This window comes from Streptosporangium sp. NPDC050284 (assembly GCF_044459525.1).
Taxonomy (GTDB): Bacteria; Actinomycetota; Actinomycetes; order Streptosporangiales; family Streptosporangiaceae; genus Streptosporangium.
The window spans coordinates 267,482-288,996 of record NZ_JBITIZ010000010.1 but is presented as its reverse complement, the minus strand read 5'-3'; the positions used below and the strand labels follow the sequence as shown (position 1 = coordinate 288,996).

19 protein-coding genes are annotated in these 21,515 nt (G+C 67.2%); 12 read left to right on the top strand and 7 right to left on the bottom strand.

The features are described from left to right. Positions 1–20: 20 nt before the first annotated feature. The gene (locus ACIBH4_RS24395) at positions 21–1,022 is read left to right on the top strand and encodes a LacI family DNA-binding transcriptional regulator (RefSeq protein WP_362516418.1); all 1,002 of its coding nucleotides are present in this window, start codon (positions 21–23) and stop codon (positions 1,020–1,022) included. A gap of 143 nt (positions 1,023–1,165) precedes the next feature. Here the strand turns inward: ACIBH4_RS24395 and ACIBH4_RS24390 are convergent, their stop codons facing one another. Continuing rightward, positions 1,166–2,419: a hypothetical protein gene (locus ACIBH4_RS24390; protein ID WP_362767889.1), complete on the bottom strand. Its 1,254-nt coding sequence runs from the start codon at positions 2,417–2,419 to the stop codon at positions 1,166–1,168. 264 nt (positions 2,420–2,683) lie between these two features. Here ACIBH4_RS24390 and ACIBH4_RS24385 point away from each other — a divergent pair, with 264 nt between their 5' ends. From ACIBH4_RS24385 to ACIBH4_RS24375, 3 genes are all read left to right on the top strand, one after another. Continuing rightward, positions 2,684–4,174 carry a pyridoxal-dependent decarboxylase gene (locus tag ACIBH4_RS24385; RefSeq protein ID WP_362767885.1) on the top strand — a complete coding sequence of 497 codons (1,491 nt, stop codon included), beginning with the start codon at positions 2,684–2,686 and terminating at the stop codon, positions 4,172–4,174. A gap of 242 nt (positions 4,175–4,416) precedes the next feature. Continuing rightward, positions 4,417–6,435, top strand: a complete 2,019-nt coding sequence (locus ACIBH4_RS24380) for a class I SAM-dependent DNA methyltransferase (protein ID WP_362767882.1) — start codon at positions 4,417–4,419, stop codon at positions 6,433–6,435. Further along, the gene (locus tag ACIBH4_RS24375) at positions 6,432–7,718 is read left to right on the top strand and encodes a restriction endonuclease subunit S (protein ID WP_362767879.1); all 1,287 of its coding nucleotides are present in this window, start codon (positions 6,432–6,434) and stop codon (positions 7,716–7,718) included. Before ACIBH4_RS24380 ends, ACIBH4_RS24375 begins: the two co-directional genes overlap by 4 nt. Before the next feature lie 120 nt (positions 7,719–7,838). Here ACIBH4_RS24375 and ACIBH4_RS24370 read toward each other — a convergent pair whose 3' ends face one another. After that, entirely contained in the window at positions 7,839–8,105 is a 267-nt protein-coding gene (locus tag ACIBH4_RS24370; RefSeq protein WP_362767877.1) for a hypothetical protein, read from the bottom strand. 269 nt (positions 8,106–8,374) lie between these two features. Here ACIBH4_RS24370 and ACIBH4_RS24365 point away from each other — a divergent pair, with 269 nt between their 5' ends. Both ACIBH4_RS24365 and ACIBH4_RS24360 read left to right on the top strand, forming a co-directional pair. After that, the gene (locus ACIBH4_RS24365) at positions 8,375–9,148 is read left to right on the top strand and encodes a helix-turn-helix transcriptional regulator (protein WP_362767874.1); all 774 of its coding nucleotides are present in this window, start codon (positions 8,375–8,377) and stop codon (positions 9,146–9,148) included. Next, complete coding sequence (locus ACIBH4_RS24360) at positions 9,139–9,387, top strand: DUF397 domain-containing protein (RefSeq protein ID WP_362767871.1); 249 nt, start codon at positions 9,139–9,141, stop codon at positions 9,385–9,387. Before ACIBH4_RS24365 ends, ACIBH4_RS24360 begins: the two co-directional genes overlap by 10 nt. A 92-nt stretch (positions 9,388–9,479) precedes the next feature. On the opposite strand, the gene ACIBH4_RS24355 is transcribed toward ACIBH4_RS24360, so the two are convergent. Next, on the bottom strand, positions 9,480–9,728 hold the full coding sequence (locus ACIBH4_RS24355; RefSeq protein WP_362767868.1) for a hypothetical protein: 249 nt from the start codon (positions 9,726–9,728) through the stop codon (positions 9,480–9,482). Positions 9,729–9,905: 177 nt separating this feature from the next. Between ACIBH4_RS24355 and ACIBH4_RS24350 the strand changes: the two genes are divergently transcribed. The 5 genes from ACIBH4_RS24350 (at position 9,906) to ACIBH4_RS24330 (ending at position 17,329) form a co-directional block, all read left to right on the top strand. Then, positions 9,906–11,276 carry an AAA family ATPase gene (locus ACIBH4_RS24350; RefSeq protein WP_362767865.1) on the top strand — a complete coding sequence of 457 codons (1,371 nt, stop codon included), beginning with the start codon at positions 9,906–9,908 and terminating at the stop codon, positions 11,274–11,276. A 14-nt stretch (positions 11,277–11,290) separates the two neighbouring features. Next, a complete protein-coding gene (locus tag ACIBH4_RS24345) occupies positions 11,291–11,995 on the top strand; it encodes an HNH endonuclease (protein WP_362767862.1) in 705 nt (234 codons plus the stop codon). 121 nt (positions 11,996–12,116) lie between these two features. Continuing rightward, positions 12,117–12,416, top strand: a complete 300-nt coding sequence (locus ACIBH4_RS24340) for an NIPSNAP family protein (RefSeq protein ID WP_362767859.1) — start codon at positions 12,117–12,119, stop codon at positions 12,414–12,416. A gap of 202 nt (positions 12,417–12,618) precedes the next feature. Beyond that, positions 12,619–15,756, top strand: a complete 3,138-nt coding sequence (locus tag ACIBH4_RS24335) for a type I restriction endonuclease (protein WP_362767856.1) — start codon at positions 12,619–12,621, stop codon at positions 15,754–15,756. Positions 15,757–15,769: 13 nt separating this feature from the next. Continuing rightward, positions 15,770–17,329, top strand: coding sequence for a protein kinase (locus ACIBH4_RS24330; protein WP_362767853.1), 1,560 nt, complete (start codon positions 15,770–15,772; stop codon positions 17,327–17,329). Between the two features lie 108 nt (positions 17,330–17,437). On the opposite strand, the gene ACIBH4_RS24325 is transcribed toward ACIBH4_RS24330, so the two are convergent. The 4 genes from ACIBH4_RS24325 to ACIBH4_RS24310 form a co-directional block, all read right to left on the bottom strand. Further along, a complete protein-coding gene (locus ACIBH4_RS24325) occupies positions 17,438–18,121 on the bottom strand; it encodes a maleylpyruvate isomerase family mycothiol-dependent enzyme (protein WP_362767850.1) in 684 nt (227 codons plus the stop codon). A 354-nt stretch (positions 18,122–18,475) separates the two neighbouring features. Next, a complete protein-coding gene (locus ACIBH4_RS24320; RefSeq protein WP_362516432.1) occupies positions 18,476–18,742 on the bottom strand; it encodes a hypothetical protein in 267 nt (88 codons plus the stop codon). Positions 18,743–19,097: 355 nt separating this feature from the next. Beyond that, positions 19,098–19,586: an NUDIX hydrolase gene (locus ACIBH4_RS24315; RefSeq protein ID WP_362767847.1), complete on the bottom strand. Its 489-nt coding sequence runs from the start codon at positions 19,584–19,586 to the stop codon at positions 19,098–19,100. A 254-nt stretch (positions 19,587–19,840) separates the two neighbouring features. After that, positions 19,841–20,740 (bottom strand): alpha/beta fold hydrolase, encoded by a 900-nt coding sequence (locus ACIBH4_RS24310; RefSeq protein ID WP_362767844.1) that lies wholly within the window; start codon positions 20,738–20,740, stop codon positions 19,841–19,843. 171 nt (positions 20,741–20,911) lie between these two features. On the opposite strand from ACIBH4_RS24310, the gene ACIBH4_RS24305 reads away from it, so the two are divergent. After that, a complete protein-coding gene (locus tag ACIBH4_RS24305; protein ID WP_362516439.1) occupies positions 20,912–21,490 on the top strand; it encodes a TetR/AcrR family transcriptional regulator in 579 nt (192 codons plus the stop codon). The last annotated feature ends 25 nt before the right edge of the window (positions 21,491–21,515 follow it).

Genomic DNA, 21,515 nt, shown 5'->3' with positions numbered 1-21,515 from the left:
TCGAGGGGAAAATGGGGAGCATGGCGAAGCGTCCGACCATTCACGACGTCGCGGCGGTGGCGGGGGTGTCCCGGGGAACGGTGTCCCGGGTCCTCAACGACGACCGGTACGTCAGCCCCGCCGCGCACGCCGCCGTCAAGCGGGCCATCGCCGAGACGGGCTACGTGCTCAACCGGGCCGCCCGCAGCCTGGTCACCCAGCGGACCGGCTCGGTGGTGATGGTCCTGTCGGAGCCGCAGGAGCGGCTGTTCGAGGATCCCACCTTCAGTGTGCTGCTGCGCACCGCCACCCGGCGGCTCGCCGAGCGGGACGTGTCGCTCGTGATGATGATCGCCGGGAACGACGGCGACCGCGACCGGGTGATCCGCTACCTGCGCGGCGGCCACGCCGACGGGGTCTTCCTGGTCTCCACCCACGCCGGTGACAAACTGGTGGACGCGCTGCTGGACATTCCGGTGGCCGCCGTCGCCCAGGGGGCGGTCATCGGCAGGGAGAACGTGATCCCGTACGCCGCCGCCGACGACCGCGAGGGCGCCCGGCAGATGACGCGCTACCTGGTGGAGCGCGGCCACCGGCGGATCGCCACCATCACCGGCCCGCTCGACACCCCCGGCGGCGCGCTACGGCTGGAGGGCTTCGCCGACATCCTCGGCAGGAAGGCCGGCAGGAGGCTCATCGAGCACGGCGACTACACCCAACTGGGCGGGGAGAGCGCGATGGCCAGACTGTTGGAGCGCTCCCCCGACATCGACGCGGTGTTCGTCGCCTCCGACCTGATGGCCGCGGGCGCGCTCTCGGCCCTGCGCGCCGCGGGGCGGCGGGTGCCGGAGGACGTCGCGGTGGGCGGCTTCGACGACTCGGCGGTGGCGCTCACCACCCACCCGCCGCTCACCACCGTCCGCCAGCCCCTGGAACGGGTCGCGGAGGAGACCGTCCGCCTGCTGCTCGCCCTGATCGACGGCGCGGAGCGCCTGGAGCCGGTCATACTGCCCACGACCCTCATCGTGCGCGAGTCGGCCTGACCTGCCGGTTACCTAAAGCGGGCCCACCTGACCGGTCGGCCACCGTACGCGGGGCCGCCTCACCGCTCGCCCGGTCGGCCTGATCTCAGGCCGGCCGGGCGAGCGGCGGAATCGAACGGGATCAAACGGGCTCGACGGCGGGGTCAACGACCGGGCGAGGACCCGTTCACGGTGAGGACCTGCTCGGTCTCGATCGCCGGGAAGGTGCCGGTGTCGATGATCCCGTGCTCGTGGAAGGCGGCCTCCAGTAGCGCGTGAGCCTTGGGCTCCAGCTTCCACAGGGCGCGGTACTCACGGGCGGTGGCCAGGGAGACCCCGGTCTCGTGGGCGATGTCGGACGCGCGGGGCACGAACTTCCGCTCGATCTGCTTGTCCCAGTATTCCCGCGCGGCGCGCATCAGGGCCGCGCGCTGCGCCGTGTCGACGACCGGCGGCGGGGCGTCCAGCACCTGGAGCTCGTCGTCGTCATCGTCGTCCCCGAGCCGCGAGGACGAGCCCGCGGCCACCGCGGGACGCGCGGGCGGCTCCTCGGGCGCGGGGGCCCACGGCACGGGCGGGGTCAGGTCGATCAGGGCGGAGGTGTTGTAGAGGGCGCCGATCTGGGAGAGCAGGGCCTCCTGCCTGGCGGAGTCGACCGCCAGGCCGCTGTGCTCCACCGCCCGGTCCATGGCACGGTCCAGCTTGGTGAGGGCCACGCGCATCTTCCTGTCGGACGCGCCCGAGGCGCGGAGCGCGCGGGCACGCTTGGCCGCCAGCGCGACCCGGGTCAGCCTGCGGTGGGCGTCCACCTCGCTCGCCGTGCGGTCGCTCACCTCGGCCAGCCCGACGCGGACCAGCGCCCGCTCCGGGGTGATCCGCCAGTTGATGCGGGAACGCCCCGTGATGCGGTGGCGTTCGATCGCCATGCCGCGCTCCCACAGCCACGCCGCCACCAGGGGTGCGGCGAGCCGGAAGACGGCCTCGGCGACGCTGCGGGCGTCCATGCTCGACAGCACGGCCGTCAGACCGGTGAGCGCCCACACGGCGACGCCGTCGATGCCCGCGGAGAAGTTCTCCCGCATGTTGCGGCGCGCCCGGACGGCGCTGGTGATGACGGCGACCTCGATGAAGGCGAAGAGCAGCAGCCGCAGGGGGCCGTCGAAGCCGAGCACGTCACCGGAGAAACGCCACATGCCCTGCGCGGAGACACCCGTCGCGATGCTCGCGGCGACGATGGTGAGGATGTCCTCGGCCGGACGGGGTGCGATGTGACGATGGTAGAAGCGGACCGCCACGCGCTGGGTGGCACGGAGCGCGAAATACGCCGCGACCAGCAGGACGAGGGCGAACACGCCGATGATGACCGTCAGGATCGGCTGGTCCGATGCGAAGGCGGTGATTTGATCGATGGGGGGCATCAGTCACTGTCCGTCAGTCTCGAATGTCCGACAGGATATTCAGCGATCATTCCAGAATGTTCGGTGGCTTGTTCGCGAAACGGGCGCTCACGCGCGTGACAGAAGTGCACACAGTTGCGCCGGAGGCCAGTAAAGATCGCGCCCCTCGCCCGGCCGACATCCACCTGATCGGACAGGGTGAGTACGTGTGATCACCGAAAGCCCGCCCCACGCCCACCAGGGGGCCGTTGTCGAGACTGCCGACCGGCGTCGTAGCGTCGAGGGATGGATGCCAGAGACGAAGTGGTCACACCTCACGCTCCCGGACCGTCGCCCACCGGCGGCCCCCCGCCCCACGCCCCGCGGGCGACCGGGACCGGCCGCGAACGCGGGTCGCTCGGCATCGACCGTGACCACCTCCCCGAGCTGCTTGAGGCCACCCGTGCCTACGCCGCACGCCTCCTCGCCGGGCTCGGCGACCGGGCGGCGGCGCGGACGCCGACCAGGCCGGCGCCCGCGTCACTGCCCGAGGCGGGGATCGGCCTGCGAGGGGCGTTGGAGGAGTTCGCACGCAGGTGGGAGCCCGGCTTCGCGGCCGGTGCGGGCCCCCGCTACCTGGGTTTCGTCACGGGCGGCGTGACGCCCGCCGCGCTCGCGGGCGACTGGCTGACCGGCACCCTCGACCAGAATCCCACCTCGGGCCTGGACTCGCTCGCCCCCGACCTGGAACGGGAGGCAGTCACGTGGCTGCGCGACCTCTTCGGCCTGCCCTCCGAGCACGAGGGGGCGTTCGTCAGCGGCGCGACCCTGTCCAACTTCACCGGCCTCGCGATCGCCAGGGAGTGGCTGGGCGAGCGGCGCGGCGTCTCGGTGGCCGAGGAGGGCACGGCGGCGCTCGGGCCGGTGACCGTGCTGTCGGGAAGCCCGCACTCCAGCACCGTCAAGTCGCTGTCCATGCTCGGCCTGGGACGGTCGGCGATCCGGCGGGTCGGCCTGCTGCCCGGCCGGGAGGCGGTGGACGTGGCCAGGCTCGCCGAGGAACTCGACCGGCTGGACGGGGCTCCGGCGATCGTCGTCGCCAACTCCGGCACGGTGAACACCGTCGACTTCGACGACCTGCGCGCCATCGCGGCCCTGCGCGAGCACCACCCGTTCTGGCTGCACGTGGACGCCGCGTTCGGGGCCTTCGCCGCGCTGTCGGCCGAGCACGCCCACCTCGTCGCGGGCCTCGGCGAGGCCGACTCGGTCTGCGTGGACCTGCACAAGTGGCTGAACGTGCCCTACGACAGCGCGGTCCAGTTCACCCGCCGCCGTGACCTGCAGATCCGCGTCTTCCAGAACTCCGCCGCCTATCTCACCCCGGTGGGCGACGTCCCCGACCTCGTGCACCTCACACCGGAGAACTCCCGACGCCTGCGTGCGCTGGCCGCCTGGTTCACCCTCGCCGCGTACGGGCGCGAGGGGCACGCGGAGATCGTCGCACGCGACATCGCCCTCGCCGCCGAACTCGGCGAGCGGATCGCCGCGATGCCCGCCTACCGGCTGCTCGCCCCCGTACGGCTCAACGTGGTCTGCTTCACCCTCGCCTCCTCCCCCACCCCTGCCGGGATCGCCGAGGTGGCCGACGCGATCACCGAGTCCGGTGAGGCGTTCCTCACGCCGACCGTCCACGAGGGGGTGCCCGCGCTGCGCGCCGCGTTCAGCAACTGGCGCACCACCGAATCCGACGTCGACCGAATCGCGAAGCTCCTCGCCACGGTCGCCCCCCAGCCGTGAGTTCTCGGCACACCCGCCAAGGACCACGACCGAGTTCCGTAAAACGTACGGACACCCGGAGCGCCTGGAGATATACCGAAGGAGCCCAACGGTTGCCGCTCTCGCGGAGGGAGAGCACCGTTTTCAGTGGTGTGCGGTGGAGCGCGTGACGAGGGGGCGGCGGCGCGTTTCGCGACGTTGCGCCGGGGTGCGTGACTCGGTACGGTCCGATCGGTCTGGCAGGACGACGTGAAGGGAATCCGTTGAGCGGCAACCACCAGAAGTACGCGGACTTCATCTGGTCGGTCGCCGACCTGCTGCGCGGCGACTACCGGCAGTCGGAGTACGGCAAGGTCATCCTGCCCTTCACCGTGCTGCGGCGGCTCGACTGCGTGCTTGAGCCCACGAAGCAGGACGTCCTCGCCGAGGCCGCGCGGTTGAAAGGCGAGTTGCTGCCGCCCCGGCTGATCGAGATCAAGCTGAGGAACGCCTCCGGCGCGAGCTTCTACAACACCAGCCCGCTCGACTTCGGCAAGCTGGGCGCCGACTCCGACAACGTCGCCCGCAACCTGCAGTCCTACATCGGCGCCTTCTCCCCCGGCGCGGTCGAGGTGCTGGAGAAGTACCGCTTCAACGAGCAGATCATCCGGTTGCAGGAGTCGGGCCTGCTCTACCTGGTGACCTCGAAGTTCGCCGAGATCGACCTGCATCCCAACGTGGTCGACAACCACCAGATGGGCTACGTCTTCGAAGAGCTGATCCGGAAGTTCTCCGAGATCTCCAACGAGACGGCCGGTGAGCACTTCACCCCGCGCGAGGTCATCCGGCTGATGGTCAACCTGCTGATGGCCCCGGACGACAAGGACGTGATGACGCCCGGCATCGTCCGCACGATCTACGACCCGGCCTGCGGCACCGGCGGCATCCTCTCGGCGGCCGAGGAGCACATCACCCGCTACAACTCCAAGGCGACGGTGAAGGTCTTCGGGCAGGAGCTCAACCCCGAGTCGTGGGCGATCTGCCGCTCCGACATGATGCTCAAGGGCCAGGACCCCACGAAGATCGCCTTCGGCAACTCCTTCACCCAGGACGGCCACCCTGACGGCAGGTTCGACTACATCCTGGCCAACCCGCCGTTCGGCGTGGAGTGGAAGAAGGTGCAGAAGCAGGTCCAGGACGAGGCCGACAACCTCGGCTGGGCCGGGCGCTTCGGCGCGGGCACTCCCCGGATCAACGATGGGTCGTTCCTTTTCCTGCAGCACATGATCTCCAAGATGAAGCCGGTCGACCAGGGCGGCTCCCGCGTCGCGATCGTCTTCAACGGCTCCCCGCTCTTCACCGGCGCGGCCGGCTCCGGCGAGTCGGAGATCCGCCGCTGGATCCTGCAGAACGACTGGCTGGAGGCGATCGTCGCCCTGCCCGACCAGCTCTTCTACAACACCGGCATCTCCACGTATTTCTGGATCCTGTCCAACCGCAAGGCGCCTGCACTGAAGGACAAGGTGATCCTGCTCGACGCCCGCGACCGCTGGGCCAAGATGCGCAAGTCCCTCGGCGACAAGCGCAAGCTCATCCCCGACGAGCAGATCACCGAGATCACCGCCCTCTACCGGGAGGCCGTCTCCGCCGCCGCCGACCCTGACCGCGAACCGCCCGCGAACGTCAAGATCTTCCCCCGCCACGCGTTCGGCTACCAGCGCGTCACGGTGGAGCGCCCGCTCAGGCAGCGCTTCGAGGTGACCGCGGAGACCGCGGAGGCGGTGGCCGAGGCCAAAGCCGTGGCGAAGTTCGAGCGACGCGACGCGCTGCTGACGGCCCTGCGCTCCCTGGCCGGTACGGGATGCGGCACCAAACTGGAGTTCGCCGGAAAGCTGGACGCGGCCCTGGCGGAGAACGGGCTGAGCAAGCTGCCCGCCCCGGTGGAGAAGGCCATCTGGTCCGAGGTGTCGGTCGGTGACCCCGAGGGCGAGCTGCAGACCGACCGGAAGAACAAGGCGCTGCCCGATCCGGACCTGCGCGACAACGAGAACGTGCCGCTGACCTCGATGCACTCCACCCCTGCGGAGCTGGACGCCGAGATCGAGGAGTACGTGAGGCGTGAGGTGCTTCCCCATGTGCCGGATGCCTGGGTGGACCACTCCAAGACGAAGATCGGCTTCGAGATCCCGTTCACGAGGCACTTCTACGTGTACACGCCACCACGTCCGCTGGAGGAGATCGACGCGGAACTCAAGGCACTGGAAGCTGAGATTCAGAAGCTTCTGGGTGAGGTGACCAAGTGACGACCACCGATACGGATATCGCGATCAAGCGTGTGGCGCGTGTTCGATATGGGCTGGGTCAACCACCGAAGTTGAGTTCCGACGGGATTCCAATCCTTCGCGCAACCAATGTATTCCGAGGCTCCATCGTTCCCGAAGGATTGATCTTCGCCGCATTAGAAGATCTTCCTTTGGATCGAGCCCCCCTCCTGAGAGAAGGGGAAATTCTGGTTGTGCGAAGTGGCGCATACACAGGGGATTCGGCTCTGGTAACCCAGGAATGGATAGGTTCAGCTCCGGGCTACGATCTGCGACTTACCCCAGAGCGAATAGAACCGCGCTTCCTTGCTTACTGTCTACTGAGTTCTCCAGTTGCCCATCAGATAGACGTCGCACGAAGCCGAGCAGCTCAGCCACATTTGAACGCCGAAGAGCTCGGCGAAGTAACCGTTCCCTGGATAGATCTGGACAAGCAGCGGCATATCGCCGACTTTCTTGATAGCGAAGCATCTCGCATCGCGAAATTGGAGTCACTACGAATCACTCAACGAAAAAATCTTGAAGAGCGAGCATCGGCTGTTGTCACCGAGACTCTTACCCCCGGGGCTTTGACGAGATCACAGGGTGAATGGCCTTGGAGCTGGCTTCCGGAGGCCGCGAGCGATAAACCATTGGTTCGACTGGGCTATATCTGTCAATTGCAGAGCGGTATAACCATCGATGGAAATCGTGAGCTCATCGGCGACACGGTAACCCGTCCATACCTACGCGTTGCCAACGTGCAAGCAACCCATCTGGCGCTGGAGACCGTTGCCGAAATTACCGTTCCCCGCTCCATCGCCCTTCGCAGCACTCTCCGTTCCGGAGACGTTCTGATGACAGAGGGCGGCGACCTTGACAAACTCGGACGCGGAACGGTCTGGCGAGGAGAACTTCCTGGCTGCCTACACCAGAACCATGTTTTCGCCTTGCGGCCAGACCCAGCCAAGCTAGACGCAGACTATCTGGCACTACTTACCCGCTCCCTGCATGGCCGCTGCTATTTTGAAAGCACTGGGGTCAAAACAACGAACCTGGCATCGACAAACAGTAGAAAAATCCTAGACTTTCCCATCCCTCTGCCATCTGTCGAGCAGCAACGCCTCCTGGTCAACCAGGTCGAGCAGCAGCTTGAAGCTATCAATCAAGCTATCTCGATCGTCAACAGGCAGACCGAACTCCTTGCGGAACGAAAGCAATCCCTGATCACGGCAGCTGTAACCGGACAGATCGATGTGACGACGACGTCGCAGCCCAAGGCGTGAGCGCCCAATCAACCACCTGTCACCGTTAAGGGCCATAGTCCCAAGAACGGAAGACCACCCTCGCATCTATAGCCAGATCATCAACTGTAACCAGCCCCACTTGCCGTAAGAGTTAAGGGGTCAGCCCCAGTTGCGGGAAAAGTCTCCGACGATGGCCAGGCCCTGGCCCGAGGCATCCAGGACGTCGGGCCGCTTCATCCGTGAGATCTCGATGCAGGAGCCATAGACGCCCAGGGCCAGCAGATCCTTCTTCCAGTTAACCGTGCTGCGAATAGGTGTGGCGTCAAAGACGCCCGCGCTGTACGCGATGGTGTTGGTGACGAGTTCCGGAGCCGTGAGTTCGGCGATTTCCGGGACGTCTTCAGTCGCGTTCCAGTCGACAGTCACGTCGCGTACGAATCGTCGAGCCGAGGCAACGTTCCTCGGGTCACACGATATCCATTTTCCCTCAATGGGGAAAATGCCGGATTCATCGCATAACGGAATTTGGCCAGCCCCCCACTCGCCCCGATGGCCTCTTCCATGATTTTTCTTCCTGTCTCGGAATTTGTATGTTCAGATTGCCGAGACATCACTACGCTTGGTAGTGAAGAGATTACGAAGAGCAAACATTGGAGTTCGCGAGGATTTTGTTGAACTCCGGTTAGGAGGGCACCGTGGCCGACCTCTACTCGCCTCAGGCAATATGGGGCAGGGAGCTGCGTCACTACCGGAAGGCAGCAGGTCTCACCCAGGCAGAGCTCGCCGAGAAGATCCATTTCAGCGAGTCCCTGATCAGCGGGGTGGAGACGGGATACATCCCGTCCAGCCCGGATTTCGCCGAGGGGTGCGACCTCACCCTCAACACGGGCGGTGCCCTGCTCCGGCTCCTCGACTGGAGGAAGGGGCAGGTCTTCCCCACCTGGTTCGGACAGTGGCGGGAAAAGGAAAACGTCGCCGTCACAATCCGGACCTACGAGCCACTGATGGTGCCCGGCCTGCTCCAGACCGGGGCGTACGCGCACGCCCTGCTGGGCGACGACGAAGCCGTCGCGGCCCGCCTGGAGCGCCAGAGCATTCTGAAGCGAGAGAATCCGCCGACCCTTCGCTGCGTGATCAGCGAGACGGTCCTCAACCTGCTGGTGGGAAGCCCGGATATCATGCGCGAACAACTGGAACACATCGCGTCGATCGCGAGCCCGCAAATCAGCGTGCAGGTCGTCCCCTCCGGTTGTGTCCGCTCCGGCTTGCTCGCCGGATTCGCGATCGCCACCCTGGAAGACGGTGGAGAGGTAGCGTATTTTGAAACGGCCATTCGCGGATTGACCACCGGCGATCGAGACGACGTCACGATGGCCGTCCAGCGCTTCGAGGCCATCCGCATCGAGGCCCTGCCGTTGAACATGTCGACGGAACTCATCAAGCGAACAGCGGAGGAACGATGGACCTGAGCAAGGCGAGATGGCGCAAGTCAAGTCTCAGCGGAAACAACGGCGGAAACTGTGTCGAGGTCGCGGAGCTTGAAAACGTCACCGAAGGCCCCGCCCACAAGGCCGACCACCCCGACCTGATCGCCGTACGCGACTCCAAAGACCCCGAAGGCCCCAAGCTCTTCTTCACTCCCGCCGAATGGACCGCCTTCATCAACGGCGTCAAAGCCGACGAGTTCGACCTACCCCAGCGCCTCTGAGTTCTCGCATCACCTGCTCCCCCTGCCACGATGCCGGTTCACCGCGCCACCGCAGCAGGGGGAGTAGATTCGCTTCGCCTCCGCGTCGCGCGTCACCACGTACGCAGGTAGCCCATATCTCTCATGATCGCTTCTGCCTCGGCCCTGTCAGCGGGATCGTTCGCCAGCCTCTCGGCATCGGCGCGGGCCTGCTCCATCCACTGGGCACGGTCCCGCTCCGTATCACGGAGCCGTGCCATGACTTGGAGTGCCTCGCGGATCACGTCGGCGGCGGACCTGCCGTCAGCGGTCAGCTCGGCGAGGATCCTCTCGGTCTCCACATCGATCTCAACGGTCAGCATGCCCACATCCTGACCGCATGAGGAGCCATCCCGCACGGTGAAGCCCAATCCGGCCCCGGAGACCACGGCGCACCCTAGCCATCAGCCACAACCAAAGGTGAGTCCCGGTATAGCCGAGCACCGGCCAGGTCCTATCGTGCAGGAAGCAGGGAATCGCGATCACGACTGGAGTTGACGATGTACATCGCCGAGCTGAAGGTCTCCGGCGTTCGCGGGTTCTCCGGTCGCCGCAACGTCGACCTTCGGCTGACCCGTCCCGATGGCAGTCACGCTGGCTGGACGGTCCTGGCCGGCCGTAACGGCTCCGGCAAGACGACCCTGCTCCGCGCGCTCGCCCTGGCGATGGCCGGACCTTCCGTCGCCCGTGGTCTGATTCCCTTCTTCGACGGGTGGATCTCCGAAGGATTCTTGGAAGCCGCCGTCGAGGCGAAAATCATTGATGGGAACAGGAAACGCTGGAGCGGCGAGCGGCCCGAGGATAGGTCGTTCCCCGCTCGTCTGACCTGGCTACGAGAACCGATCGACGATCCCGAGGATGAGGACTACGAGCTGCAGCCGATCCTGCGGGGCCATGGCGACGCTGCCTTTCATGGACCATGGGCCGACAACCCGCGAGGCTGGTTCCTCGCCGGATACGGTCCGTTCCGCCGACTGGTAGGAGGTTCCGCCGACGCTCAGCGACTGATGCTGAGCACCGGCCCGGTCTCCCGGCTGGCCAGCCTGTTCCACGAGGACGCCTCTCTCGCCGAGAGCGTGAGCTGGCTGATCGACCTGCATCTCCGGCGGCTGGAAGGACGATCGAGCAGCGCAAGCCTCCTCTCCTTCGTCACGGACCTTCTCAACGACGGGCTGCTCCCCGACGGTTTTCAGGTCGAACGGGTCGACAGCGAGGGGCTGTGGGCGAAGCGGGACGGGCAGACTGTCCCGCTTCGGGAGCTGAGCGACGGCTACCGAACCGTCACCGCGCTCGTTCTCGACCTGGTCCGCCAGATGAGCCAAATGTTCTCGAAGCAACTGCTTTCATTGACCTTCGCACATGACCGTCTTCGATCCTCGGAAGACCCGAAGCCCAAGCCCATGATCGACGTGCCCGGCGTCGTCCTCATCGACGAGATCGACGTCCACCTCCACGTCAGCTGGCAGAAGAAGATCGGCGGGTGGCTCAAGAGCCACTTCCCCGGCATCCAGTTCATCGTGACCTCACACAGCCCGTACATCTGTCAGAGCGCCGACCCGGGTGGCCTGATCCGGCTCGCCGGGCTCGACGAGAACGTCCCGCCCCGCGTCGTCGACGAGGACCTGTACGAGCGCGTCGTCTACGGCAGCGGTGACGACGCCCTCCTGACCGACCTCTTCGGAATCGATTCCCCCTACTCCGACCAGGCCGAGGAGATGCGGCGCAGGCTCACCGGGTTGGAGCGCGCGGTTTTGCACGGAAGGGCGACCCCCGACGAGTTGCGGGAGTACGAGCGCCTGCGGGAGACCCTCACCAGTTCTCTCACCGCCCGCGTGGACGAGGTGGCCGCGAGGATCGCCGAGAACCCGTGATCCGTATCCATCGAGTGACACTCCCCCCGGACCTGATCGACCGCCTCCGCGACCGCACCGACAGGCTGTGCGCGGACCAGGCCGACTGCCCGGCGGCACGCGCCGCCTGGAAGTCGGCCAGGAGCACCCGTACGCGGCTGGAACAGCACCTCACGACCATGAGCACGGGCATCAAACGCTGCATGTACTGCGGTGACGGCCTCGGAACGGACATCGACCACTTCGAGCCGCTGGCCCAGGCGCCGCTGCGCGCCTTCGACTGGCCCAACCACCTCCTGGCCTGCTCTCACTGCAACAGCCACCAGAAGCGGGAACTCTTTCCCCGGGACGAGACCGGCGGTCCGCTGCTCGTCGACCCGTGCGCCGAGGACCCGTACGAGCACCTGGAACTCGTGCTGAGCACGGGCGTCTACGCGGCGCTGACGCCCCGGGGCGAGGTCACGATCGACGTGTTCGGCCTCAACCGCGCGGACCTGACGCGCGGCCGGGCCTCCGCGTTCGTCCGGACGGTGTGCATGCTGCGTGATCGTGTCCGCCTGCTGCGGTCGGGCCACGCCGAGGAGGCCGACGAGATCGCCAGGTCGCTGCTCGACCAGCCTTTCGCCGACGTCCTGCACGCCATGCTCCGCTACCGTCACCTCCCCGGCGCCGCGCAGGTCCTGCGAGGTCCGGAGGTCGTCGCCGCCCTCGCCGACCCGGCACTCGACATCTCGCCTTGACGCCACCTTCGGTCTGGCTCGGGCGGGAGCGGGAAGCGTGAGACGATCCCCTGCGGGACACGGGGCGACGGCCATACGATCTTCACCGGATGACCCGGCACCCGAGGCGGAGGGCGATGACGTGTCCGAGACCGTTCAGCACCGCACGTACACGATCCGAGAGGGCCTCCTGGAGGAGTGGGCGGAGAAGTGGCGATCGCAGATCGTGCCACTCCGTCTGGAGTTCGGATTCGTCATCCACGGTGCCTGGCTGGATCACGAGCGCAGCCAGTTCGTCTGGGTGCTCTCGTACAACGGGCCGGAGAGCTTCGAGGAGCGGAACCAGCAGTACTGGACTTCCCGGAAACGCGCCGAGATGGGGTTGGATCCGGCGCTCTATCTGGTGGGCCGGACGGTTCGAGAGGTGACCGCCGTCTATTGACGACCCGTGAGGGACAGCGTGTGATCGTGCCTTCCTTTTGACAGCCTCACCGATTTAGGGCCGACGGTCGAGCGTCGTCTCGTCGGCTCTCGGCGCGCGGCAGCAGAATCGATTTTCACCATCGGGCAAATCCGGCATCATCCCAGCTGTACCGTGAATTCGTTCCGGACGACGCAGGGCCTTCCCTGCCGAAGGGAGTGTCGTGTCCCCCGTGCATCACGAGAAGGTCTTTGAGGACGCGATCGAGTCGGCGTTGCTTTCCAAGGGCTGGCTGCGGGGCGCGAAGAACCTCTACGACCGAACACTTGGGTTGAATTCCACCGAGCTGCTGCATTTCGTACAGGCCAGTCAGCCCAAGGAGTGGGAGCGGCTCGTCACCATGCAGGCCGGGGATGGCGCGGGGGCGGCGCGGCGGTTGGCGGAGGTGGTGGCGAAGGCGATCGACAACGAGGGTGCCCTGGAGGTGCTCCGGCACGGGGTGAAAGACCGGGGCATCACCTTCAAGCTCGCCTACTTCAGGCCCGCGCACACCATCGCGGCCGACGCGCTGGAGCCGTACAGCAAGAACATCCTCAGCGTGGTCCGCCAGCTCCGCTACTCGGCGACCACCGGGGACGAGCTGGACCTGACGCTGTTCGTCAACGGCGTGCCGGTGGCCACGGCCGAGCTGAAGAACACCCTCACCGGCACGACCGTCGAGGACGCCAAGGAGCAGTACCGCACCGACCGCGACCCCAAGGAGTTGCTGTTCGCCCGCAGGACGCTCGCGCACTTCGCCGTGGACCAGGACCTGGTGTTCGTCACCACCCGGCTGGCCGGGAAGAAGACCCGGTTCCTGCCGTTCAACGTGGGCGACGGCGGGCCGGGTAACAAGGGCGGCGCGGGCAACCCGCTGGTCCCGGTGGTCGGCGCCTACCGGACCGCCTACCTGTGGGAGGAGATCTGGGCGCCCGATACCTGGATGGACCTGCTCAAGCGGTTCCTGCACGTGGACGACGAGGACGTGCGCAAGGGCCGGGGACGCAAGGCGTATCCGGGGAAGGCCCACAGGCTTCCGATGATCTTCCCTCGATACCACCAGTGGCACGCGGTGCGGGAGATGACCGCCCACGCCAGGCGGCACGGTTCGGGCCACAACTACCTGGTCGAGCACTCGGCCGGTTCCGGCAAGTCGAACACGATCGCCTGGCTCGCGCACGCGCTGTCGACCCTGCACACCTCGGCCAACCTCGGGGACATCGCCCAGGAGGCGCTGGATCGGGGGTACGGGCCGAACCAGCCGGTGTTCGACAAGGTCATCGTGATCACCGACCGGGTGGTGCTCGACCGGCAGCTGCAGGAGACGATCTACCAGTTCGAGCACACGCCGGGGGTGGTCAAGCGAATCGACCAGGACTCCTCCCAGCTCGCCGAGGCCCTCCAGGGGGAGGCCGCCCGGGTCGTCATCACCACGCTGCAGAAGTTCCCGCACATCCTCCAGCAGGTGGAGGGGCTGCGCGGCAAGCGGTTCGCGGTCATCGTGGACGAGGCGCACTCCTCGCAGTCAGGTGAGGGCGCCGCCGCGCTCAAGCGGGTGCTGCGCCGGCTCGGCAGCGACGACGTGGACGAGGACGGCAACCTGCTGACGGCCTCCGCGCTGGCCAGGGGCAGACACGAGACCCTGTCGTACTTCGCGTTCACCGCGACGCCGAAGAGCAAGACGCTCACCCTGTTCGGCATCCCCGGCAAGGACGGCAGGCAGCGGGCGTTCCACATCTACTCGATGCGCCAGGCGGTCGAGGAGGGCTTCATCCTCGACGTGCTGAAGAACTACGTCACCTACAAGACGCTGTGGCGCCTGATGAGTCAGGAGCCGGACGACCGCCAAGTGGAGCGGCGCAAGGGGCAGGCGCTGCTGGCCAGGTTCGCCGAGCTGCACCCCACGAGCGTCGAGCAGCGCGCGCAGATCATCGTCGAGCACTTCCGGCGGCACACCGCGCCGGGGATGGGCGGCCGGTCCAAGGCGATGGTGGTGACCCGCTCGCGCGAGCACGCCCTGCGACTCGGCCAGGCGATCCGCGACTACGTGGAGGTGAACGGATACACCGGCTGCGGCACGCTCATCGCCTTCTCCCAGACGTTGAAGCTCAAGGACGAGCAAGGGGTGGAGACGGAGTACACCGAGGCCAGGCTGAACGGCTTCGGGGAGAAGGAGCTGCCGGACCGGTTCGCGTACTGCCGGGCCGACGACACCTCTCCGAACGCCGCGGAGAAGGCGGAGTACCGGATCCTGGTCGTGGCCGACAAGTATCAGACCGGGTTCGACCAGCCGCTGCTGACCACGATGTACGTTGACAAGCCGCTGGCGGGCGTGGCCGCCGTGCAGACGCTGTCGCGGCTGAACCGCACGCATCGGCTCAAGTCGCAGGGTGACGTGTTCGTGCTCGACTTCACCAACGAGGCCGAGGCGATTCAGGCGGAGTTCCAGCCGTACTTCGAGGGCACGGCCGCCGAGGAGATCGACCCGAACCTGCTGTATGTCAGGGCGGGCGCCGTGCAGCAGCACGCGCTGCTGGTGGAGTCGGAGACGCAGGCCCTCGCCGAGGCGTACCTGCGGGCCGAGCGGGCCTCGGCGACGCAGCGCGACTGGGAGCGGGCGCACGCGGCGCTCTACCGGTTCACCGAGCCCGCCGTGGCGCGCTTCATTGAGCGGCAGCGCCAGGACGCGGAGAGCGACGACGACGCCGCCGAACGGTTCCGCGGCGACCTGCAGTCGTTCGTCCGGCTGTACGGCTTCCTGTCGCAGGTCGTGCCCTACACCGACGACGACCTGGAGCGGCTGTACCTGTTCGGCAGGTTCCTGCTGAACCGGCTCCCGCGCAGGGAGGACCCGGCCGTGGACGTCGGCGAGATCGACCTCACCCACCTGAAGATCGACAAGACGGGTGAGCACGACATCAGCCTGTCCGCCGTGCCCGGCGGAGAGGTGACGCTCCCTCCCCCGTCCGGCGCGGGCGGCGCGGCGGCCGAGCCGGAGATGACGTCGCTACACGCGCTGATCGCGGCGGTGAACGACAAGTACGGCCTGGGCCTGTCGGAGGCCGACCAGGTGTGGGTGGAGCAGCAGTTCGAGGAGGCGGTGGTCAACGACTCGCTGAAGGCCGCCGCGTTGGTCAACGACGAGGCCAACTTCGGTGAGGTCTTCGCCGATCACCTGGAGAAGGTCGTCGTGGACCGGCACACCGGCAACACCGGCCTGGTCCAGCGTTTCTTCGACGACTCGCTCTTCCGTTCCCGGATCACCGACCTGGGCCGGAAACAGGTGTACAAAATGATCCGGGAAAGTAACGACATCCAGTGATATAAGCATGATCGTGGATGCGGGTACGGTCGTCGGTGGCCGCTACGAACTGGTGATGCGCCTGGGCGAGGGCGGCTACGGCGAGGTCTGGAAGGGCTTCGACCAGTCTCTGGACCGGCACGTGGCCGTGAAGTTCATCCGCGACGAGCGCTTCCCCACCCCGGAGGAGCGTGAGGAGGCCGAGCGGCGCTTCCGCAGGGAGGCCCGGGTCACGGCCAGGATCCGGCACCCGGGCGTGCCGATCGTCCACGACGTGAGCGACCCCGGCGAACCGCTCTATCTGGTGATGGAGCTGATCGAGGGGTACCGCGTCGACCATCTGATCGATGCGCACCACCCGCTCCCGGTGGCCTGGGCGGCGGCGATCGCCGCCCAGATCTGCGCGGTGCTGACCGTCGCCCACGCCCAGTCCCTGATCCACCGGGACCTGAAGCCGGTGAACCTCATGCTCTGCGCCGACGGCACGGTCAAGGTGCTCGACTTCGGCATCGTCGCCGTGCTCGACTCCCCGGACATCACGAAGATCACGCAGGCGGGACAGGGAATCGGCTCCTACTTCTACGTCGCCCCCGAGCAGGCCCTCACCGGGAAGGCCGACGCGCGCAGTGACCTGTACTCGCTCGGTTGCGTGCTGCACGAACTCCTCGCCGGAACCCGGGTCTTCGAGTCCGCGCTCACCGCGGCCGAGCTGGCCCGCCACTACTCCGACGAGACACCGCCTCCCCTGCGATCCCTGCGGCCGGACGTGCCCGCGGAGATCGAACGGCTCGTCCTCGAACTGCTCGCCAAGAACCCCGCCGACCGGCCTGGTGACGCCGTGCGGGTGTACGAACGGCTTCTACCGCACGTCGTCTCCCTGCCGCCGTTGCCGGGCACGACGGCGGTCGCGCCCACGCCGGATCCGGACCGGATGTACGCGGCGGTCGCCGGCCGGATCGCCAGGACCGCCCTCGCCGGCCCGCGAATCCCGGCCCCGGACAGGAAGCCCGCTCCTCACCTCTCAGAGGACGACCTGGTCGCGGCGAGGCGACGGGCGGAGGAACTCGCGGTCGCCGGACGGCTCAGCCAGGCGGTGGAGATTCTCGAAGACGCCGTCGCGTCCTGCTCGCCGTCCGGTTCACGGTCCGTAGGAGACAGTCGGCTTCTGATCGCTCTGAGGATGGACCTGGCGAACACCCGATTCGCGGCCAGGGACTACCTGGCGGCCCTCGACGACTTCGAGGAGTTGGTCCCCGCTCTTTCCGCGATGCTCGGGGCAGGACACCGGGTCGTCCTGGAATGCCGCTACAACCAGGCGCTCAGCTCGGCGGCCCTCGGGTGGGACGAGGTCGCGAGGGACCAGCTGACCGTGCTGCTCGCCGACCTCAGGGCTTCGCCGGACGATCACGACGCCCTCACCCTGGAGCTGCGCCGGGAACTGTGTGAGCTGCTGGTCAAGACGGGTGACCGCGAGAGGGCACGGGCCGACCTGCGCACCCTGCTTCCCGATCTGACGGCCGCCCTCGGCTCCGACCACCCGGAGACACGGCACGTCCGGGTCCTGCTGGAGAACCTGGACCGCCTCGGCCACTGAACCCGTACAGGAGCGGAGCGGTGGATGAGGACGTGGCGTGCGATCGACACGAACATGATCCGGCTCCGCCTGCCGAGCGGTGAGAGGGTCCGGCCGGCAGGTTCCCGGTCATGTCATCTCACCGCGTCCTCGCAGGATCGCGACGCCGTCGCCGTCGAGTTCGTCGCAGTACGTCATGCGCCCGGTCATGGCCATCGTGAGTGCCAGGGTGGTGCCGGAAACGAGCGGGCCGGAGCCAGTCGCGAAGGGGCCGTCGTCGGCGACGAGCCGCAGGCCGGCGATCCGTCCCTTGGCGACGACGACGAAGTCGCTGCCCTGGTAGTACTCGGCCAGCCGGGTGATGGTCCCGATCGGGTAGTCACGGCGAATGCCCAGTGGCCGCCGGATGTCCTCCGCGTGCAGGATCGTCTCACCCAGCATCGCCACGACCGGGATGGGCGGCTTGGTGGTGCTCTCGACGACACGACGGAACCTGTCGTGCGTCTCGGTCGCGGTCGCACCCAACTGTTCGGCGAGCCGCATGGCGTTCTGCCTGTTGAAGTCGAACCGGCAGCGGATCACGCCCGCCATCCACCGCACCGGGGTGAGGGTCGCCGCCGAGGTGAGGTGCGCCAGCACCTCACGCACGGTCAGTCCGGAGCACAGTGACGGTGTCGCCCACTGCTCGTCGGTCAGATCCGCCAGGTCGGCGGCGAGGGCCGCTCGCTCGGCGTGGACCAGTGGCCAGATGCCGGAGGCGCGGCGAAGACGGCGAAGACGGCGAAGACGCAGCCTCGGTTCCGGAGCGGTCATGTCGGACGATGTTCTGTCGTGGGTCATGGCAGTCCTCGCGACGGTCGGTAAGAACGGTTACGCGTAGGACTTTCACCATGGGGCGGAATCGTCGCCGGCGAGCGGTTTTTCCACGGGTGATCTCGCAGGGGAACGGCCGGACGGGCAATGGTACGCGGCCTCCGGTCCCGTGCGGCAGGGCTCTCGGCAGCGTGTTCGCCCTCTGGCGCCACGCCGGCTTGGGCGGGAGCGGGAGGCCGGAGACCTCGGCTTCACGGGATGGGGTCTCCGGCCGTCGAGGGTCTGTTTCGCGCTACTCGGCGACAGGGTTGGATCTTGTGTGTGCCTGTGTCGAGATCACGCGCGTGCCGATCGTCAGGCTCCGGGGCATGGATTGTTTCGGGTGTTCTCGCCGAGGTTGTCCAGACGTTCGCCCCACTTCTCGCGGCCTTCCGGCGTCTTCAGGCTGTTGATCTCGTCCCGGACCTTCTTGCCCGCGTAGGCGCCCCCGAGCGCTCCGGCCACCGGTTGCCCGACGGCGGTGCCGAGGAGCGTGACTTTCACCGCGGCCGTTGAACCGGCGACCGTGGCCACCGCGTCGATGACGTCGTGAGCCAAGGAGTTCTTCTTTTTCTTTCCCATATCGCCCCTTCTTCCGGCCCCCTACGGTCCGGTTGAACATAACCAAAAGATAAGACATGGAATGATTTACGACGACTACAGGTAATATGGTTGTAGCTTCCCGGCCAGAGTGCTGGATATTGACATGTATCGTGTAATCTTCTGACAGGGCGTGACCTCGATGAATTACCGGCGGTAGTCGCGCTCGAAATGGGTGAGGACGGAGGTCACAGATCCGATCATCGGCATTTTCCGGCCCATCTCGTTTCTCCCCTTCGTGCTCGACCACCCAACCGCCGACGCGATAACAAATCCAGACAATTCGCCGAAACCATCGAACTCCTCTCGCGTATGAGGACGGAAATGCCGAGGTGAGTCAATCGTTCACGTGCCGTTGAAAGCGGGTGTGTCGCGCCAGGGTCGCGTCGATGATCTGGGTGCCGCTGGGCGGAGCGTCGGCGGTGTCCCACCAGCGGATGGCGCTGATCTCCCCGTTGGGGGTGAAGGCGTCGTGAAGGGCGGGGATGTGGGCGGTGTAGATCGCGGCGTACTCGTCACGTGGTGGGCCGACGAGCCGGAAGCGTGCGTACCCGGCGAGGGTGAGGGCGGGCAGGTGCAGGCCGCTCTCCTCATGGAGTTCCCGCGCGGCGGCCTGGAGAGGTGTCTCGCCGGGATCGATCTTGCCGCCGGGTAGTTCCCATTCCCCGCGGAAGCGATCGAAGACCAGTAGCAGGTGCCGGCCGCACCAGACCGCGACCAAAGCCGCGGGCATCGGCGCGTCGTCCGGCACGTCGGCGACACGTGCGGCCGGCAGGAACGCCATCAGCGCGTTCCCTTTCGTGTCCTGGGCCAAGGCTTGATCCATGCACCCATGATGAACACCCACGGCCAAGAACTCCCCGCCCGACACCTCGACCGTCCGCCAGGCGTGCCCGGCCGTGGCATCCACGTCGGCAGCCTGACTCTGGAATGTGCGGCTTTCACCCCGACAGGACACGGCCGAATCCCGCGCCGCCGGAACAGACCGAACACCGCCCGCCCAAGCCCGGTCGGCGGAATCGGCCGACGGACGCTCCCCGACGCGACCGGCTTTCCGGCACGGGTGAAGTCCGCCTGTCCCTACTTGGAGTCGAGACTGCCCAGGGCGCTCTCCACCGGTGCCGGCCAGGTGGAGTCCTTGAGGCCGAGGGCGTCGCGAAGGTAGGCCCAGGTGAGCCGCTGGATCAGGGCGACCCGCTCGGGGCTCTCGTCCGTCGTCTCCTTGGCTTCGTAACCGGAGACACCGCCGAGCGAGTGCTCCGCCCCGGCCAGGGTGAGCAGGCTCTTGCCGCCCGGACTCAGGTGGTAGGCGTCGGTGAACCAGTCCGGCCCCCGGACCGACAGCGGGGAGTCGTCCCGGTCGCCCGCGACGACGAGGGCCGGGGTGGTCATGTCCGCGAAACTCGGGCTCATGAAGGGAAAGTGCTCGGCCGCGAACGGGGAAAGGTCGGCTCCGCCCGTACCCGTCACAGCCAGCAGTACGCCCGCCTTGATCCGCGGGTCGGACATGTCCTCTCCGGGGACGCCGTCGGCGTCGAGGACTCGCGCTCCCAGCAGCGTGCTCGCCGTCTGGGCGCCCCAGGAGTGCCCGACCACGGCGACGCGCGTGCCGTCGAGGCGTCCGGTGAGACCGGGGACGGACGATTCCAGGAGGTCGAGCCGGTCGAGGGCGAGCTTCAGGTCGTCGACCCGGAGCCTCCAGATCAGCGGTGTGCGCGGGTCGTCGGGCGGGAGGTTCAGCGTCCGCGAGTCGAGGTGGGTGGGCTGAACGACGACGAAACCGTGGGAGGCCCAGAAGCCGACCAGGGGGTCATAGCCGGTCGCCGACTGGCCGAAACCGTGGGAGAAGACGATGACGGGCAGTTCGTGACCGGTCGTGGGGGCGGAGATCCGTACCCGCAGATCCTCTCCGCGATCCGGGGCCGGCAGCGTGACGGGGTGCACCGAGACGACCGGCGTGGGCTCTGGCAGTGCGTGCATGTTTGTTCCTTCGCGACGTGGCGATTCGGCGGTGACGTGACTTGTCGATGGCCGTGATTCGGCGATGACCGTGACTTGGCATCGGCCTGCCGGGCTGACATCCTGACGATGTGGAACTTGGTTCCGCTTCGAATATACGGAACCTGGTTCCGCTTTGCAAGAGGAGCAACGATGACCGGCACGAGTGGCGAATCGGCGGTCCCGCGCAAACGGGCCGATGCCCGACGCAACGAGAAGACCCTGCTGGAAGCCGCCGCCGCGATGTTCGTCTCCTCCGGCGTCGACGTGCCCGTGCGGGACATCGCCGCCAAGGCCGGTGTCGGCGTCGGCACGATCTACCGCCACTTCCCGACGCGGGCCGACCTCATCGTCGCGGTCTACCGTCACCAGGTGGAGGCGTGCGCCGAGGCCGGTCCCGCACTGCTGGCGAAGAGCACCACACCACACGCCGCACTCGCGAGCTGGATCAACCTTTTCGTCGACTTCCTGGTCACCAAGCACGGCCTGGCCGAGGCACTACGGTCCAACGACGCCGCCTTCCAGACCCTGCACGCCTACTTCCTCGACCGCCTCGTCCCCGTCTGCGCCGACCTGCTCAACGCCGCCGCCACGGCGGGCGAGATCGTCCCCGACATGGACGCCCTCGTCCTGATGCACGGCATCGGCAATCTCTGCATCGGCGCCGACAACCCCCGCTACGACGCGCGCCTCATGGTCGGGCTCGTCATCGCGGGACTACGGATTCGTTGAGCCCGTTTCCCGCAGGAATCCGCCA

What these genes read in the sequence shown, in the direction of transcription:
- ACIBH4_RS24360 (WP_362767871.1), top strand. Translation starts at nt 9,139, where the DNA reads ATGGACCTGAGCAAGGCGAGATGGCGCAAGTCAAGTCTCAGCGGAAAC.
- ACIBH4_RS24325 (WP_362767850.1), bottom strand. Translation starts at nt 18,121, where the DNA reads ATGACCGCTCCGGAACCGAGGCTGCGTCTTCGCCGTCTTCGCCGTCTT.
- ACIBH4_RS24305 (WP_362516439.1), top strand. Translation starts at nt 20,912, where the DNA reads ATGACCGGCACGAGTGGCGAATCGGCGGTCCCGCGCAAACGGGCCGAT.
- ACIBH4_RS24320 (WP_362516432.1), bottom strand. Translation starts at nt 18,742, where the DNA reads ATGGGAAAGAAAAAGAAGAACTCCTTGGCTCACGACGTCATCGACGCG.
- ACIBH4_RS24390 (WP_362767889.1), bottom strand. Translation starts at nt 2,419, where the DNA reads ATGCCCCCCATCGATCAAATCACCGCCTTCGCATCGGACCAGCCGATC.
- ACIBH4_RS24385 (WP_362767885.1), top strand. Translation starts at nt 2,684, where the DNA reads ATGGATGCCAGAGACGAAGTGGTCACACCTCACGCTCCCGGACCGTCG.
- ACIBH4_RS24355 (WP_362767868.1), bottom strand. Translation starts at nt 9,728, where the DNA reads ATGCTGACCGTTGAGATCGATGTGGAGACCGAGAGGATCCTCGCCGAG.
- ACIBH4_RS24395 (WP_362516418.1), top strand. Translation starts at nt 21, where the DNA reads ATGGCGAAGCGTCCGACCATTCACGACGTCGCGGCGGTGGCGGGGGTG.
- ACIBH4_RS24350 (WP_362767865.1), top strand. Translation starts at nt 9,906, where the DNA reads ATGTACATCGCCGAGCTGAAGGTCTCCGGCGTTCGCGGGTTCTCCGGT.
- ACIBH4_RS24315 (WP_362767847.1), bottom strand. Translation starts at nt 19,586, where the DNA reads ATGGATCAAGCCTTGGCCCAGGACACGAAAGGGAACGCGCTGATGGCG.
- ACIBH4_RS24310 (WP_362767844.1), bottom strand. Translation starts at nt 20,740, where the DNA reads ATGCACGCACTGCCAGAGCCCACGCCGGTCGTCTCGGTGCACCCCGTC.